The following is a 14,709-nucleotide window of genomic DNA, read 5'->3' on the forward strand; positions in this document are numbered from 1 at the left end:
AGGATCTGGCCCTTGGCCTCGACCAGAAGCTCGGCGCGCTTGGCACGGATCGTCTCGGCATCGGCCTTGTCGCCAAGATCGGCCGCCACCTTGCGCACCACGTCCTCGTGGCCGGCTTCTTCGAAATCGGCCTTGATCACCTCGCGCGCATAGGCGTCGGCCGCGTCGCCGCTCTTGCCCAGCATTTCGGCAGCCCAGAGACCGAGCAGCTTGTTGCAGCGGGCCTCGGCCCGGAACGCCATCTCTTCATCATGGGCGAACTTGTTTTCAAACGCGGATTCACGCTCGTCGAAGGTGGTCATCTGTCTCGCTCCCCGGGTAACTCTTCCTCAACGCCAAGTATTTCACACCTACAGAGCGGCGCAAGCCAAAGCGCCCGCTTGCGACACGAGAAGGCATGATTTATAGGGCCACGCAGGACGCAGCAGCGCCCTCTGTGTCCCGCTCGGAAAGGATTCCCATGGCACGCCGCAAAAAGATCTACGAAGGCAAGGCGAAGATTCTCTACGAAGGCCCGGAACCCGGGACGATCGTGCAGTATTTCAAGGATGACGCGACCGCTTTCAACGCCCAGAAGAAGGACGTGATCGAAGGCAAGGGCGTGCTCAACAACCGCCTGTCCGAGTTCTTCATGACCGGTCTGAACAACATCGGTGTTCCGACCCACTTCATCAAGCGGCTCAACATGCGCGAGCAGCTGGTGCGCTCCTGCGAGATCATTCCGCTCGAGGTCATCGTGCGCAACTTCGCCGCCGGATCGCTGGCCAAGCGTCTGGGGCTCGAGGAAGGCACGCCGCTGCCGCGCCCGATCGTCGAGTATTGCTACAAGGACGACAAGCTGGGCGACCCGCTGGTCACCGAAGAGCACATCGCCGCCTTCGGCTGGGCCAGCCAGCAGGACATGGACGACATCCTGAGCCTCGCGCTCCGGGTGAACGACTACCTCTCGGGCCTGATGTACGGCGTCGGCATCCGCCTCGTCGACTTCAAGATCGAGATCGGCCGCGTCTATGACGGCGATTTCCAGCGCCTCGTCGTCGCCGACGAGATCTCGCCGGACAGCTGCCGCCTGTGGGATCTGCAGACCGGCAAGAAGCTCGACAAGGACGTGTTCCGCCGCGACCTGGGCTCGCTGACCGACGCCTATACCGAAGTGGCTGAACGCCTTGGCGTGATGCCCAAGCAGGCGACGCATATTTCCAAGCCGAAACTCATCAACTGAGCGAGGCGCGCGCGTCACGCGCGGTGATTTCAAGGACGGGAGGCCGCGCCTCCCGCAACAGACGGAGAAGACGCCATGAAGGCACGGGTGCATGTGATGCTCAAGGACGGCGTGCTCGACCCGCAGGGCGAAGCGGTGAAGCACGCGCTGCACGGGATGGGCTTTGATGGCGTCGGCGGCGTGCGTCAGGGCAAGGTGATCGAGCTCGATCTGGCCGAGGGCACCGGCGAAGAGGCGGTGCGCGAGATGTGCGAGAAGCTGCTCGCCAACACCGTCATCGAGAGCTACTCGATCGAAATCGCCTGAGCCTGATCCGGCGCATCGCGCCGGTCGGGTCTTGCAGGGTTCGGCGGGCCTCGGCCTGCCATCACGGGGCGCTTCGGCGCCCCGTTTTCGTTGCGGCGCGCTTCGGCGCCCCGCTTGCGTTCGGGCGCGAATTGCAGTCCTCTCCTCGCGAGGAACGGGAGGAGAGAGACCATGCGCGCAGCGGTGCTGAGAGAATACAACAAGGACCTGTCGCTCGAGACGGTGCCCGAGCCGGACTGCCCCGAGGATGGCGTCGTGCTCGAGGTGCTGGCCTGCGGCGTCTGCCGCTCGGACTGGCACGGCTGGGTCGGCGAGCATCCGCGCGTCAAGCCGGGGCAGATCCAGGGCCATGAATATTGCGGCCGCGTGGTCGCCGCGGGGCCGAACTCGCAATGGGGCATCGGCGACGTGCTGGTGGCGCCGTTCATCCTTGCCTGCGGCAGCTGCCCGAGCTGCCGCTCGGGCCAGCAGACCGTCTGCGCCGACCAGCGCCTGCCGGGCTTCATCGAGCCGGGCGCCTTTGCCGAATACGTCCCCGTGCCGCGCGATTTCAACCTCGCACGCCTGCCCGAGGGCATGTCGCCGACGCTGGCGGCGGGGCTCGGCTGCCGGGTCACCACCGCGTGGCACGCGCTCACCGGGCGCGCCGCGCTGCAGGGTGGGGAGTGGCTCGCGGTGCATGGCACCGGCGGGGTCGGGCTCTCGGCGGCGCTGCTGGGTCGGGCGCTCGGGGCGCATGTGATCGTCGTCGACGTGGTGCAGGACAAGCTCGACCACGCGGTTTCGCTGGGCATGGATGCGGGCGTCAACGCCGCCCATGGCGATGCCGCCGAGCAGATCCGCGAGATCACCGGCGGCGGCGTGCATGTCAGCATCGAGGCGCTGGGGATCCCGCAGACGGTGAACGCTTCGATCCGTTGCCTGCGGCCCCTGGGGCGGCACGTGCAGGTCGGCATGCCGGTGGGCCATACCGCGCATATGGATGTCGACATGTCGGCGGTCTACCAGGGCAACCTCGCGCTCTATGGCACCCGCGGCATGCCGGCGCACCGCTACCCGTCGCTGCTGGGGCTGATCACCCGCGGCAAGGTGGACCTCTCGCCGCTGATCGCCCGCGAGGTGCCTCTGAGCGGCGCCAGCGCCGAGCTCGCCGCCTTCAACGGCCCGACACCGCCGGGCGTGGCGGTGATCACCGACTTCCAGACCTGAGCGCTTTCGCGCCGCATCGACACGCAGAGGGCAGGGCGCTCCGGCATCTCGCCGGAGGGTCCCACCCGCGATTGCGCCGGGCGGCAAAAGCCGCTATGCGGAGCGCAATCTGACCCCTCCAATGTCAAGCGAGCCTGCCATGAAAGCTGCCGTCATCGTCTTTCCCGGATCGAACTGCGATCGCGATCTTGCCGAGGGCTTCCGCAAGGCGGGGCTCGATGTGCAGATGGTCTGGCACAAGGACACGGCGCTGCCCTCGGGCATCGACATCGTCGGCATCCCGGGCGGCTTCTCCTTCGGCGATTACCTGCGCTGCGGCGCCATCGCCGCGAACTCGCCGATCTGCCACGAGGTCAAGGCTCATGCCGAGCGTGGCGGTTACGCCATCGGCATCTGCAACGGCTTCCAGGTCCTGACCGAGACCAAGATCCTGCCCGGCGCGCTGCTGCGCAATGCCGGCCTCAAATATATCTGCCGCACCGTGGGGCTGAGCGTCGGCGAAAGCCAGTCGGTCTTCACCCGTGGCTACGAGGCGGGCGAGACCATCCAGATCCCGATCGCGCACCATGACGGCAACTACACCGCCGATGCCGCGACGCTGGATCAGCTCGAGGCCGAGGACCGGGTGGCGTTCCGCTACACCGACAATCCCAACGGCTCGGACCGCGACATCGCCGGCATCCTGTCGTCGAACCGCCGCGTGCTGGGGATGATGCCCCACCCCGAGCGGGCCTGCGATCCGGCGCAGGGCAACGAGGACGGTGCGCGTCTTTTCGCCCATCTGACGGCCGCCCTCGCGGAAGCCTGACTTGAGAGCCTGAGCACGGGCGCGTACTCTGCCGCCCATGTCTGAGAAGGCCAAAGACAAGGCCCGGCGCGCAAGGCGCTCGGGGCCACTGGGGTGGCGGGTGCGGGTCGCGCTCGTCCTCCTTGTCGTATTGGCCGTGGTGACCGTCTGGGTCACCAACATGATGCTCACCGACCGCTTCACGGAATCGACCCGCAACCGGGCCGAGCTGCGGTTGGCGCTTTATTCCGGGAACATCCTCTCCGAGCTGCGCAGCAACGCCATCGTGCCGCAGCTTCTGGCCCGCGACCCGGCGCTGATCGGGGCGCTGAACTCGGGCGATTTCAGCCAGTCCTCGCAGCGCCTGATCTCCTATGTCGACGAGATCGGCGCCGCCTCGCTGATGCTGCTGGATCGCGACGGCCGCACCGTCGCCGCGACCGACCGCAACCGGCTGGGCGAGCAGCACCGCAACGCGCCGCATTTCGTCGAGGCGCTGCGCTCCAACACCACCGTCTTCACCACGCAGGAGCGCGAGGCGGGTGGCTACACTTTCACCTATTCGCGGCGGGTCGAGAGCCAGAACAGCGTGATCGGCGTTATCATGGTCGAGGTCGATCTTGCGAAGTTCGAGCGCGCCTGGGCCGGGATCACCGATGCCGTGGCGGTGCTGAACTCGGAAGGCACCATCATCCTCGCCACCGAGCCGCGCTGGCGCGGGCGCACCATGGACGAGGCGCTTGTCCGCCAGTCGCCCGAGAGCGCGATCGAGCGCGCCATCAAGGCCACCGCCGACTGGACCGCGCTGCCGCCCGACGCCTACCTGCAGGGCGAGGCGGTGATGCGGGTCGACGGGCGCATCCCGTTCCGCGGCTGGACCATGGCGACCTTTACCACCTACGCCTCGGTGCGAGAGAAGGTGAACGCGGTGCTGGCGCTCGAGATCATGGGCTTTGCGCTGCTGGCGGCGCTGGCCTTCTACGCCCTGAGCCGCCGCACGGCGCTGCGCATGGCGCTGTTCCAGCGCGAATCCGCCGAGCTGCGCCGCCTCAACGCCCGCCTCCAGCGCGAGATCTCGGAGCGTGAGAAGGTCCAGAAGGATCTCGCTTCGGCCGAGCAGACGCTCGAGCAGAGTTCGAAGCTCGCCGCCCTCGGCGAAATGTCGGCGGCGGTCAGCCACGAGCTCAACCAGCCGCTGGCGGCGATGAAGACCTACCTTGCCGGCGCGCGTCTCCTGCTGCGCCGCAACCGCCCCGACGAGGCGATGACCGCCTTCCACCGCATCGACGACCTGATCGAGCGCATGGGCGCGATCACGCGACAGCTCAAATCCTATGCTCGCAAGGGGCAGGAGCAGCTCTCGCCCGTCGACATGGCCGAGGCGCTGGCCTCGTCGCTGTCGATGATGGAGCCGCAGCTCAAGGCGCGCCGGGTGCGCATCTCGAAGGTGCTGCCGGACGAGCCGGTGCGGGTGATGGGCGACCGCATGCGCATCGAGCAGGTTCTGGTAAACCTGCTCCGCAACGCCATCGACGCCACCAAGTCGGTGGCCCATCCCGAGATCGAGATCATCCTCGCCAGCGGCGAGACCGCGACGCTCTCGGTGCGCGACAACGGTCACGGTATCGAGGACATGGATGCGCTGTTCGAGCCGTTCTACACCACCAAGCAACCCGGCGACGGCACCGGGCTCGGCCTTGCCATCAGTTCCGGCATCGTGGCCGATCTCGGCGGGCGCCTGACGGCCCGCAACGGGGTCGACGGTGGGGCTGTATTCGAGATGCAGCTTCCTATCTTGAATGAAACCACCCGCGCCGCCGAGTAGTTGGCAGCGGGAGAGACGCAGGCAGAAAAGGCGAAAGACCAGAATGACAAAAGCCATGAAGATCGCCATCGTCGACGACGAAAAGGACATGCGCCAGTCGATCAGCCAGTGGCTGGCACTGTCGGGCTACGATACCGAGGCCTTTGCCAGCGCCGAAGAGGCGCTGGGATCGCTGGGGACCGATTATCCCGGCATCGTGATCTCGGACATCAAGATGCCCGGCATGGACGGCATCCAGTTCCTGAAGAAGCTGATGGGCAATGACAGCGCGCTGCCGGTGATCATGATCACCGGCCATGGCGATGTGCCTATGGCGGTCGAGGCGATGCGCATCGGGGCGTTCGATTTCCTCGAGAAGCCGTTCAACCCCGACCGCATGTCGGAGCTCGCCAAGAAGGCGACCAACGCCCGCCGCCTGACCCTCGACAACCGCGCCCTGCGTCGCGAGCTTTCGGATGGCGGCCAGCTGATGAGCAAGCTCATCGGCCAGAGCCCGGCGATGGAACGGCTGCGCGAGGACGTGCTCGATCTCGGGCAGGCCGACGGCCACGTGCTGATCGAGGGCGAGACCGGCACCGGCAAGACGCTGATCGCGCACGCGCTGCACGCGGTGGGCTCGCGCGCCGGCAAGAAATTCGTGCTGCTTTCCTGCGCGGCGATGGACGAGGACGCGCTGATGCGCCGGCTCTTCGGCCCGATGCAGCCCGACGAGACCCGGCTGCCGGCGATGGAAGAGGCGCGCGGCGGCACCTTGGTGCTCGAGGACATCGAGTCGCTGTCGGATTCGGCTCAGGCGCGGCTTCTGTCGGTGATCAACGATCAGGGCACCCCGCCCGAGACACGCATCATCGCGATCTGCAACCTTCAGGACGAGGGCCGCACCTGCGAAAGCGCGCTGCGCCCGGATCTCTACTACCGCCTTGCGGCGCTCAAGATCACCGTGCCGCCGCTGCGCGCCCGCGGCGAGGACATCCTGACGCTCTTCACCCGGCTCTCCGAGGGCTTTGCCGATGAATACGGCTGCGACGCACCCAAGGTCTCGGCGCAGGAGGCGGCGCAGCTCTTGCAGGCACCGTGGCCCGGCAACGTGCGCCAGCTCATCAACCTCGCCGAGCGCGCGGTGCTGCAATCGCGGCGCGGGCAGGGCACCATCGCCTCGCTGCTGATGAACGATCACGAGGACATGCAGCCGGTGATGACCACCGAGGGCAAGCCGCTCAAGGAATATGTCGAGGCGTTCGAGCGCATGCTGATCGACAACACCATGCGCCGCCACAAGGGGTCGATCTCGGCGGTGATGGACGAGCTCTGCCTGCCGCGCCGGACGCTGAACGAGAAGATGGCCAAGTACGGCCTGCAGCGCGCCGACTATCTCTGAGCGGCTCTTCGGAGGCGAAAGCCTGTGCGGCCCCGGCGGGATCACCCGCTGGCGGCGGCCGCTCCGCTCCGATCGTGCCGTGTTCGGAGCGGGCACTCGCGGCGTATTGTCCGGCGAGGGGCCGGCGTGTGGCCCTTCTTGATCTCGTTGCTCAAAGGTCAGGATGCGGGGGGCTGTTGCGCCCCGCACCCGCCAGCAGGCTGCGCTCGAGCCGACTGCGCTGCGCTTCGGGCAGGTCTTCGGGCTTGAGGGCGAAGAGGTAGAAGCTGGTGAAATACAGGCTCTTGGCGATCACGGTGGCGGCGGAAATGAACCCCGAGATCGTGAAGCTCAGGGCGAGGATTCCGAGCGAGGGCAACACGTTCACGTCGATCTCGCCGAAGCGGGCGAGAAACAGTTCCGGCAGGCTGTCGGCAAAGACGTAGCCGACGGCTCCGCCGCCAAACAGCCCGGCGATGACGCCTCCGGCAAACAGCGCCTGCGCGACGCCGCCGGCCAGGTCGATGCCAAGCACGCCGACCAGCGTTTCGGGCACGTGGCTGCGCAACGTCTTGAGCCGCGCAACGAGGGTCTTCACGCCGGCATTCTCGACCACGATCGCCGAGATGCCGAAGTTCGAGACGAGGTCCCAGACTTCGGCCACCACGAAGACCAGAAGCGCGAGGACAAAACCGACGATGCCGCCTTGTCCGGCATTGCGCGCGCGCCGCACGAAGTAGGTGATGGCGCCGATGAAGAGCAGCGGGAAGAGGTTGCGCAGCAGCGTGACGCCGACGCGCGACCAGACCGGCTTTCCATCGACCAGTGCATCGCGCGCCATCTGGCTCATCGCGGCCTGCAGGAAGGTCTGCACGACGATTTCCACCGGCAGGTAGATCATGAAGGCCAGCATCAGCGGAAACAGCCGGTCCCAGTCCTGCGTGACGAAGCCGAGATAAAGCAGCGCGAGAGCCAGCAGGCCGCGCCCGGCCTTCATCACGAACAGGATGAGGAAGGGAAGGAAGACCTTCACGTCAGTCCCAAGCACCTCGAGGGCGGCGCGGATCATCACGCCGATGCGGCCGGTCTTGCTGCCGAACAGGCCAAGCAGTCTGGTCAGTGTGTCCATCGTCCGCCCTTCATTCCACCGTGATGCCGCGGCGCACGACGATGCGGTCGCCATTGGCGTAGAAGAAGCGCAGTTCGTACTGCCCCGGCTCCTCGGGGGCCGGGAGGCTCAGACGCTGGCTCTCGGTATGGGCGTATTGCACCATATGGGGAAGGTCGTCGCCGGCCTTGGCCAGCGCGATGTAATCGGCCGGGTTGGGCTCGAAGCCGTCCCAGAGCACGGCGATCTCGCCACCGGCGGGCACCGTCTCGGGGGCCGAGAGCGTGAGCGCAGGATCGCTCAGCGTGATCGGGTGGCGCGCCATGACCTCCCACGGGTCGGTGGTGGCGATGTAGACGATCTCATACTCCCCCGGCGCCGAGGGCATCTGCAGCGGCTGCACCGCGTCGCCCACGGTCTCGAAATAGAAGCTGGTCGCGGGAAAGCCCTCCGCCACCGGCGCGATGCCGACGAAGTCTTTCTCGGAGCCGCGCCCCGTCCAGCGCACCGGAACGGTGCCGCCGGTGCGTGCGCTGTCCGGAGCGTCGAGCGTCGCGCCGACCGGCGATACCTCCAGCGGCGCGCGCGCCAGAACCACGCCGGTCAGGGCGCGGGTGTAGATCACCTCGTAGGCGCCGGCCTTGATCGGCGCTGGCAGCGGCGCCGGGTTGCCGTGCTCGATGCCGATCCGCGAGGCGAACGCGCCCGGGCCGCCGCCAGGCTCGACAAACCCGACCCAGTCGCCCTCTTCGGCGGGGCCCTCCCAGGTCACCGGCACCGGATCGCCGGCGCGGGCGCTGGCGGGCACCGTCAACGCAGCGCTGGCCTGCGCGGGCGCCGGTTCGGGCTCGGGCAGCGGCTCCGGCTCTGCGGGAGGCGACACGGCGACCTCGGAAAGCGCGGCGGCGAGGCTCCGGGCATCTTCGGCGGCGCGGTAGGTCCCGCCGGTGTTGTGCGCCAGGCATTGCAACTGCGCGCGCGTCTCACGGTCGGCAATCGCAAAGCCGATGGCATGCAGCGTGAAGGCCACGCCGCTGGCCTCGAGCGCGGCACCGACGGCGCAAGGGTCGAGATCGCAGGTCTCTGTGCCGTCGGAGATCAGGATCACCGTCGCAGGTGCCTCTGTGTGGCGCAGCCCTTCCGCCGCCTGGATGACCGCCGCGCTCAACGGCGTCTTGCCCTTCGGCTTGAGGGTGTTCACCGCCTCGGCGATGGCATCGCGACTGTCGGTCGCCGGCGCGATGAGCGCTTCGATATCGCTGCAGTCGCCCTCGCGGCGGTGGCCATAGACGGTGAGGCCAAGCGCGAGATCATCGGGAAGCGCCTCGAGCAGCCCGCCGACAGCCTGCTGGGCGATGGTGATCTTGGCGACGCCGTCGATCTGGCCCCACATGGAGCCAGAGGCATCGAGCACCAGAGTCGTGCGCGCGGGCTCGGCAGAGGCGGTGGTGGCCGCGGCCAGGAGAACGGCGGCCGGGCGGTGCGCAGGGCGTATGTCATCTCAGCCTCCGATCCGGGTCCATAGGCCGGCGCCTTCGGCTGTTCCGAAGGCGGCGTGACGCGTCTGTCCGAGCGCTGGCTGATCCTCCCCGTGTAGGATCAGGCCGTCATAGGGGCCGGGCGCCGTTCCGTGAGTGGTGTCGCGCGCTGTGAACCGAGAGGCATCCGGGATGCGGCTATCGGCGGTTCCGTGGCCCAGGACGGGGATCGCCGGGATCAGGCAACCCTTCGCCGCGACCGGTGGCGTCGCAAGCGCCGGCCAGGTCCTGACGGAGGCTGTCGAAGTGGTCTTCACGATTAATCCTGTATTCCAATTCTTTTCTTATGGCTTTCGCTTACCGCTTTCGTGCTTTCGCGGCATGACCAGAATTGGTTATATTGCCGAGAATTCTATTGGATGAGCGCGTAGCAGAGAGAGGATTGATGATGACCAGCCCCGGAAAGGCACTGAAAGATCGTGTTCAGGGGTGCGCGCAACCGACTGATGTGATTGGGTTTCATGGTTGATCCACAAGGCAGGCGGGATGCGGGAGGGGAACGGGATGACCTCTCGGATTTGTCTTCGATCATAGGGTCTTTTTACGAAGCCGCACTCGATCCCACGGCCTTTGACCGGATACTGGAACTCGCCGATAACGGGCTTTTCGATAAGGCGCAGTATCGGAATTTCGAGATCTTGAGATTGGAATGCGAACGCCATATCGCAAAGGCGGAGACGCTGCTCGCGGCGCTTCCGGTCCCTGTCCCGGCGCCGGCTGCCGTCCTGCGCCCGTCCTTCACGATGACGGGCAGGGATCTGATCGAGGATGCAAACAGCATCGCCACCGAACTCTTCGGCTTTTCCGACGGCGACAGGCTCGACGGTCTCGATCCCGGGATTGGCGCCGAGCTGAGCCGGTTTCGCTCGGGCAACAGCGCGCATGCGCCCGTGCTGCGCCTGATCCGCCGCGATACCGGCAAGCCGGCGCTGCTGATTGCCGAGAAGGCGGGCCGCGACGGATCTATTCGCTTCACCGGCATGGATGCCGTGTGGCATGAGCGTGCCGCAGGCGCGGTCCAGGCGCTCTACGGCATGACACCGTCTGAGTCCGAGGTGCTTGGCCTGCTGGTCAGCGGGCATACGCCGCGCGATGCGGCCGAGGTTCGCGGTCGGTCGATCGAGACCATCCGTCAGCAGATCCGGACCATGCTTCTCAAGACCGATACCGGCGGCCTTCAGGATCTGGTGCAGTTTGGCCGTGCCGTCGCGCTGTCGAGCGCGCGGCTCGTGCCGCCCGAGGCCGCAGCGGCCCCGAGGACGCTGCGGCTTGGCGATGGCAGGGTCATGCAGGTCGTCGAACAAGGCGCGCCGGACGGCCGGCCGGTGATCTTCCTGCATGGCTGCCTTGGCGGCAATCGCCTGCCACAGGCCGCCGAGGCAGCGCTCCGCGCGCGCGGTCTGCGATGGATCGCCCCGGCACGGCCGTGGCACGGGGGAAGCAGCGGCTCGGACGCGCTCCTGCGCGACCCGTCGAGCTATGCGCGCGACCTTGCGGCGCTGATCGCCGATCTGCGTCTGAGCGACGTGACGCTTGTGGGTTATGATGCGGGCGCCGCGCTGGCGCTCTGCGCCGGTTCTGCGCTGGTGCAGGGACCCCTGCGCGAGATCGTTCTGCTCAGCGCCACGCCTCCGATGCGGAGCCTTCACGACTTTGCCTCCGCCCCGCGTCCGCAGGCCATCCTCGCGCTGGCGGCGCGAACCTCACTGCCGCTGCTGCGCTACCTGTGCGTGGTCGGAGACCGCAAGCTCCGGGCGGAGGGCCGGGGCGGCTTTGCCGAGACCGTCTTCAACGGGTCTCCGGCGGATCTTGCCGCCTGCCGCGATGAGGAGCTGCTCGAGCTGATGTGGAACGGCCACTTCTTTCACGTCGCGTCGGGCAACGATGGCTTCATCAACGACTGCCGTCTGATTGCATCCGACTGGAGCGGGTTCGTCAGGCCAGGCTCCGTGCCGGTGTCTTTCGTGCATGGCGCTGCCGATGCGATCATCCCGCTGTCGTGGAGCCAAGCGTTCGCGCAGGAATGCGCCGCCGCGCTTTCCGTGATTGAGAGGGCGGGGCATGCGCTTCCCTTTAGTCATTGGAAAGAGGTTCTTGAGCGGATTTCTTGAAGTCTTGTCTGAAGCGGGAAAGGCGCATCCGAGCGCCACTCCGGCCGGCCTCGCCCGCGCTGAATTTCGCAGCCTTTTGGACAGGAAAGCGTGGGGCTGCATCGGGTTTTAGAGGGGGCGTCGATCTCCTCGACGGGTCTCTGTGAGATTTCCGTGTCTATATTCTAAATATTTTACAGTAAATTGCGGTCTGAACCTCACATATAGGTCAAGCACCGCGGCCGCCCGTTCGGGAGGCCGCGGCGCGGGGTCAGACGAGGAACATATCGTCGCTGAGACCGGCCATCTGGGTGTTGTCGAAGGTGATCGTCACGCCTTGGTCGGCGAAGACCACATTCGCTCCCTGCGTTGTCATGTGCGCTGTGACATCGGCAACGCCGCTATATCCGAAGCCGTCGAGATAGACGTAATCCCACGCCTCAAGATCCAGCACTCTGTGGCTGCCGGCGTGGGTGGTGTCGAAGTAGAAGACGTCGGCATAGAGACCGCCGGCGAGAATGTTGTTGCCCGGGCCTCCTTCGATCCAGTCGTGTTCGCCACCGGTGCCGAAATCGAGGTCCCGGATCCAGGCTTTGAACGCGTCTGCGGTCGCAGCGACGAATTCCGCGCTCTGGGAGAAGCCCCGCACCACTTCTGCGCGGCTCATGCCGCTGTCGAGCCGCGCGGTCCAGTTGGCGAGGCCTGTGGCATCGGGATCGCGGCCCAGCACATTGTTGTAGAGCAGCGAGACGAAGCCCTCGTTGTCGAGGCTGCCATAGGTGGCCTGGAATTCGGGGCTTTGGACGAAGCCCGTGGCGACGTCTTCCAGCGATCGTCCGCCCGCGAGCCGTTCGCTCCAGTTGGCAAAGCCGGTGGCGTCAGGGTCTCGGTCAAGCGTTGCCTGATAGAGCCGATAGACATCGTCGCCCCAGCCGGCCTGTGTTCCGGTGCGGGCGAAGGCCGCGGCGTCTGATGCGGTGGCCGCGATGAACTCGCCGCTCTGGGCGAAGCCCAGAACCACTTGCGCGCGGGACATGCCGTCGTCGAGCCGTGCGCTCCAGTTGGCAAGGCCGGTGGCATCGGGGTCGCGGCCCAGCACGTTGTTGTAGAGCAGGGTCACGAAGGCGGCGTTCTCGAGGCTGCCATAGACCGACTGAAACTCGGGGCTGCCGACAAAGCCGCTGGCCACCTCAAGCGGCGTTCGCTCTCCGGTCACCAGCCGCGCGGTCCAGTTGTCGTGTCCGGTGGCGTCGGGCTCGCGGTCAAGGGTCGCCTGATAGAGCCGGTACACCACGCCGGCCTGATCCGGCGCGTAGGAGGCCTCGAACCCGTCTCCGAAGAGAAAATCGTCATCTCCCAGCCCCATCAGCGCCTCGGCATCGAGCGTTCCCACGATCACATCGGGGCCGTCGGTGCCTTCGCGCAGGGTGCCGTGCGGGCCTGCGGCCAGATCGTCGTCATCACTCAGTGTCAGGAACTGGCCGACCAGTTCGGAGGGAACGCTGCTGACAGTCATGCCGGTGTCGTTCCAACCGACAAAGATCCGCCCGTCGGCCATTTCGGTGATGAAGGGATGCGCCTGTGAGCCCGAGGTCTCGGGGTAGAGAATGACCTCGTCGCCGAGCGGCGACAGATCTGCGGCGAAGGCGCGGACCCGGATTTCAAGCTGGGTGAGCAGCCCTTCGCCGACATATTGTGCCCAGGTCACGGCAAAGCCGCCCGAGGCGAGCCCGGTGACGTCGACATGGACATTGTTCTGAGCGCTGATGGTGAAGGGGGTCTGGCTGACGTCGATATTGCGGATCGTGCTGTTCGGCGGCGAGTCGTAATTGTCGAAATTCGACGCGTCCTGCACCCGCGCCACCACCTGATAGCCGTCCGGGGTCGAGACCACGCCGACAGTCGCGTAGCGGTCATCGGTCATCTTCGCCATCGCGGTTGCGAACTGCTGGGCGTAGTAGGTGTCCTGGCTGCTGACGCTGGTCGCGTTCAGTGCCCCGGGCGCATCCTCGCTGTATTTGCTGACCGTGCCGTCGCTCTTCCACAGATCGACATCCGAGACATAGCGCACCTCGCCATTGTCCAGCACGACCAGCGAGGAGAGGCGCTCTCCGAAAAACGAGGCGACGTTGAAATCATCGTCGACCGGGCTGCCATCGGCGTTGAAATAGCGCCCGAAATTCTCGGCGCGGTCATCGTTCCAGATCGCCAGGAAGCCGCCATCGGGGGTGGCGGCGATCTGCGGGATGCGCTGCTCGCCATCCATCGTGGTGGCCAGGAGGATTTCGTCGGTCACCGCCGTGCCGGTCGGCGTGAAGATGCGGGCTCGGGCATCGGTCCCGGTGCTGCTGAAGGGCGTATCGGTCCAGGCGACCACCACATTGCCGTTGTTCAGAACCGTGACCTCGGGGTCGAGCTGATAGAACAGCTCTGTGGTGTTGACCTGGAAGGCGGCGCCGCGCGGGCTGCCGTCGGGGGCGAAGACGCGCCCGACAATCGCCGTAGCCGAGACATCGCTGCCCGGGCCGGGGAAGATCTCGCTGACATTGTTGACCCAGACGATGAAAAGATCGCCGTTGTCCAGCAGCACGGACTCCCCCTGCGCGCCGCCGACCCCTGCCGCGCCGAGAGCAAAGGGCGCGCCATCAAGTGTTAACATATTTTCCTCCCAAAACGTCGCAACTGATCAATTGGCCTTTTGCAGGTCACCCCCCATGGGCCAGCAGGCCCTGCGATGTGGGCCGATTTGAATGCTAGAGCATGGTCGGAGTTCGATCTACCGGGACGACGGCTTCGGTTGCGGGAACGTGGTCGCAAGCGGCGCTTGGAGGGGGACGCTGCCAACCGGCCTGCCGTCTTTGGGGATGCGGATCGGTCGCTCCGCGCGCAGAGGGCAGTGCCGTTGTGCCCGAGCGGCGCACTCTTCGGAAACGGCTGAGTTGGTCCGTCGTGCCGGGCCGGTCTCTGTGCCTTGGAGCGCTGGTGAGGCGCCGTGCTTCGCGCGTCTGAGCAATGCCACGGTGGGGGGGATTTTCCGCCGATTGGTCGGGCCGGCCCGGTCGTTTGGCGCAGCAGAGCGCAGGCGCCGGGAAACCGGTCCAAGCGCCCTTGGGACGCATTTTCTCATGACAGTGTGGCGCTGTGATCTGCCGTATCACCCCGAGACAAAACGCTCTGGACATTGGCGGCATTTCTCCTTTGGCGACAGCGCCTTGGGAGAAATGGCGGAGAGACAGGGATTCGAACCCTGGGACCCCTTGCAGGGTC

General features: G+C 66.4%; 11 protein-coding genes. 7 read left to right on the plus strand and 4 right to left on the minus strand.

The window, feature by feature from the left end; genetic code table 11:
• Window positions 1–302 (minus strand): DUF1476 domain-containing protein (locus tag AC6RA4_RS14890; RefSeq protein ID WP_500161585.1); only part of this gene is annotated, 302 nt, incomplete at its 3' end.
• A gap of 158 nt (window positions 303–460) precedes the next feature.
• Between AC6RA4_RS14890 and purC the strand changes: the two genes are divergently transcribed.
• From purC to AC6RA4_RS14920, 6 genes are all read left to right on the plus strand, one after another.
• Complete coding sequence (gene purC / locus AC6RA4_RS14895; RefSeq protein WP_500161587.1) at window positions 461–1,222, plus strand: phosphoribosylaminoimidazolesuccinocarboxamide synthase; 762 nt, start codon at window positions 461–463, stop codon at window positions 1,220–1,222.
• A gap of 75 nt (window positions 1,223–1,297) precedes the next feature.
• On the plus strand, window positions 1,298–1,528 hold the full coding sequence (purS, locus tag AC6RA4_RS14900) for a phosphoribosylformylglycinamidine synthase subunit PurS (RefSeq protein ID WP_500161589.1): 231 nt from the start codon (window positions 1,298–1,300) through the stop codon (window positions 1,526–1,528).
• A gap of 171 nt (window positions 1,529–1,699) precedes the next feature.
• Entirely contained in the window at window positions 1,700–2,737 is a 1,038-nt protein-coding gene (locus AC6RA4_RS14905; protein ID WP_500161591.1) for a zinc-binding dehydrogenase, read from the plus strand.
• A gap of 139 nt (window positions 2,738–2,876) precedes the next feature.
• Window positions 2,877–3,545: a phosphoribosylformylglycinamidine synthase subunit PurQ gene (purQ, locus tag AC6RA4_RS14910; RefSeq protein ID WP_500161594.1), complete on the plus strand. Its 669-nt coding sequence runs from the start codon at window positions 2,877–2,879 to the stop codon at window positions 3,543–3,545.
• A gap of 37 nt (window positions 3,546–3,582) precedes the next feature.
• Window positions 3,583–5,349 carry a sensor histidine kinase gene (locus AC6RA4_RS14915; RefSeq protein ID WP_500161596.1) on the plus strand — a complete coding sequence of 589 codons (1,767 nt, stop codon included), beginning with the start codon at window positions 3,583–3,585 and terminating at the stop codon, window positions 5,347–5,349.
• Between the two features lie 43 nt (window positions 5,350–5,392).
• A complete protein-coding gene (locus AC6RA4_RS14920; RefSeq protein WP_500161598.1) occupies window positions 5,393–6,727 on the plus strand; it encodes a sigma-54-dependent transcriptional regulator in 1,335 nt (444 codons plus the stop codon).
• Window positions 6,728–6,878: 151 nt separating this feature from the next.
• On the opposite strand, the gene AC6RA4_RS14925 is transcribed toward AC6RA4_RS14920, so the two are convergent.
• Together AC6RA4_RS14925 and AC6RA4_RS14930 are read right to left on the minus strand one after the other, a co-directional pair.
• Window positions 6,879–7,835: a hypothetical protein gene (locus AC6RA4_RS14925; RefSeq protein ID WP_500161600.1), complete on the minus strand. Its 957-nt coding sequence runs from the start codon at window positions 7,833–7,835 to the stop codon at window positions 6,879–6,881.
• Window positions 7,836–7,845: 10 nt separating this feature from the next.
• The gene (locus tag AC6RA4_RS14930; protein ID WP_500161602.1) at window positions 7,846–9,228 is read right to left on the minus strand and encodes a vWA domain-containing protein; all 1,383 of its coding nucleotides are present in this window, start codon (window positions 9,226–9,228) and stop codon (window positions 7,846–7,848) included.
• Between the two features lie 585 nt (window positions 9,229–9,813).
• Between AC6RA4_RS14930 and AC6RA4_RS14935 the strand changes: the two genes are divergently transcribed.
• Window positions 9,814–11,463, plus strand: coding sequence for a bifunctional helix-turn-helix transcriptional regulator/alpha/beta hydrolase (locus AC6RA4_RS14935; RefSeq protein ID WP_500161604.1), 1,650 nt, complete (start codon window positions 9,814–9,816; stop codon window positions 11,461–11,463).
• 250 nt (window positions 11,464–11,713) lie between these two features.
• On the opposite strand, the gene AC6RA4_RS14940 is transcribed toward AC6RA4_RS14935, so the two are convergent.
• A complete protein-coding gene (locus tag AC6RA4_RS14940) occupies window positions 11,714–14,101 on the minus strand; it encodes a DUF4214 domain-containing protein (protein ID WP_500161606.1) in 2,388 nt (795 codons plus the stop codon).
• Window positions 14,102–14,709: the final 608 nt, after the last annotated feature.

It is taken from the genome of Salipiger sp., from assembly GCF_059781815.1.

Bases quoted from the DNA above. Each gene is read 5' to 3' on its own strand.
- purS (WP_500161589.1), top strand. From the start codon at position 1,298: ATGAAGGCACGGGTGCATGTGATGCTCAAGGACGGCGTGCTCGACCCG.
- AC6RA4_RS14935 (WP_500161604.1), top strand. From the start codon at position 9,814: ATGGTTGATCCACAAGGCAGGCGGGATGCGGGAGGGGAACGGGATGAC.
- purC (WP_500161587.1), top strand. From the start codon at position 461: ATGGCACGCCGCAAAAAGATCTACGAAGGCAAGGCGAAGATTCTCTAC.
- AC6RA4_RS14920 (WP_500161598.1), top strand. From the start codon at position 5,393: ATGACAAAAGCCATGAAGATCGCCATCGTCGACGACGAAAAGGACATG.
- AC6RA4_RS14905 (WP_500161591.1), top strand. From the start codon at position 1,700: ATGCGCGCAGCGGTGCTGAGAGAATACAACAAGGACCTGTCGCTCGAG.
- AC6RA4_RS14925 (WP_500161600.1), bottom strand. From the start codon at position 7,835: ATGGACACACTGACCAGACTGCTTGGCCTGTTCGGCAGCAAGACCGGC.
- AC6RA4_RS14915 (WP_500161596.1), top strand. From the start codon at position 3,583: ATGTCTGAGAAGGCCAAAGACAAGGCCCGGCGCGCAAGGCGCTCGGGG.
- AC6RA4_RS14940 (WP_500161606.1), bottom strand. From the start codon at position 14,101: ATGTTAACACTTGATGGCGCGCCCTTTGCTCTCGGCGCGGCAGGGGTC.
- purQ (WP_500161594.1), top strand. From the start codon at position 2,877: ATGAAAGCTGCCGTCATCGTCTTTCCCGGATCGAACTGCGATCGCGAT.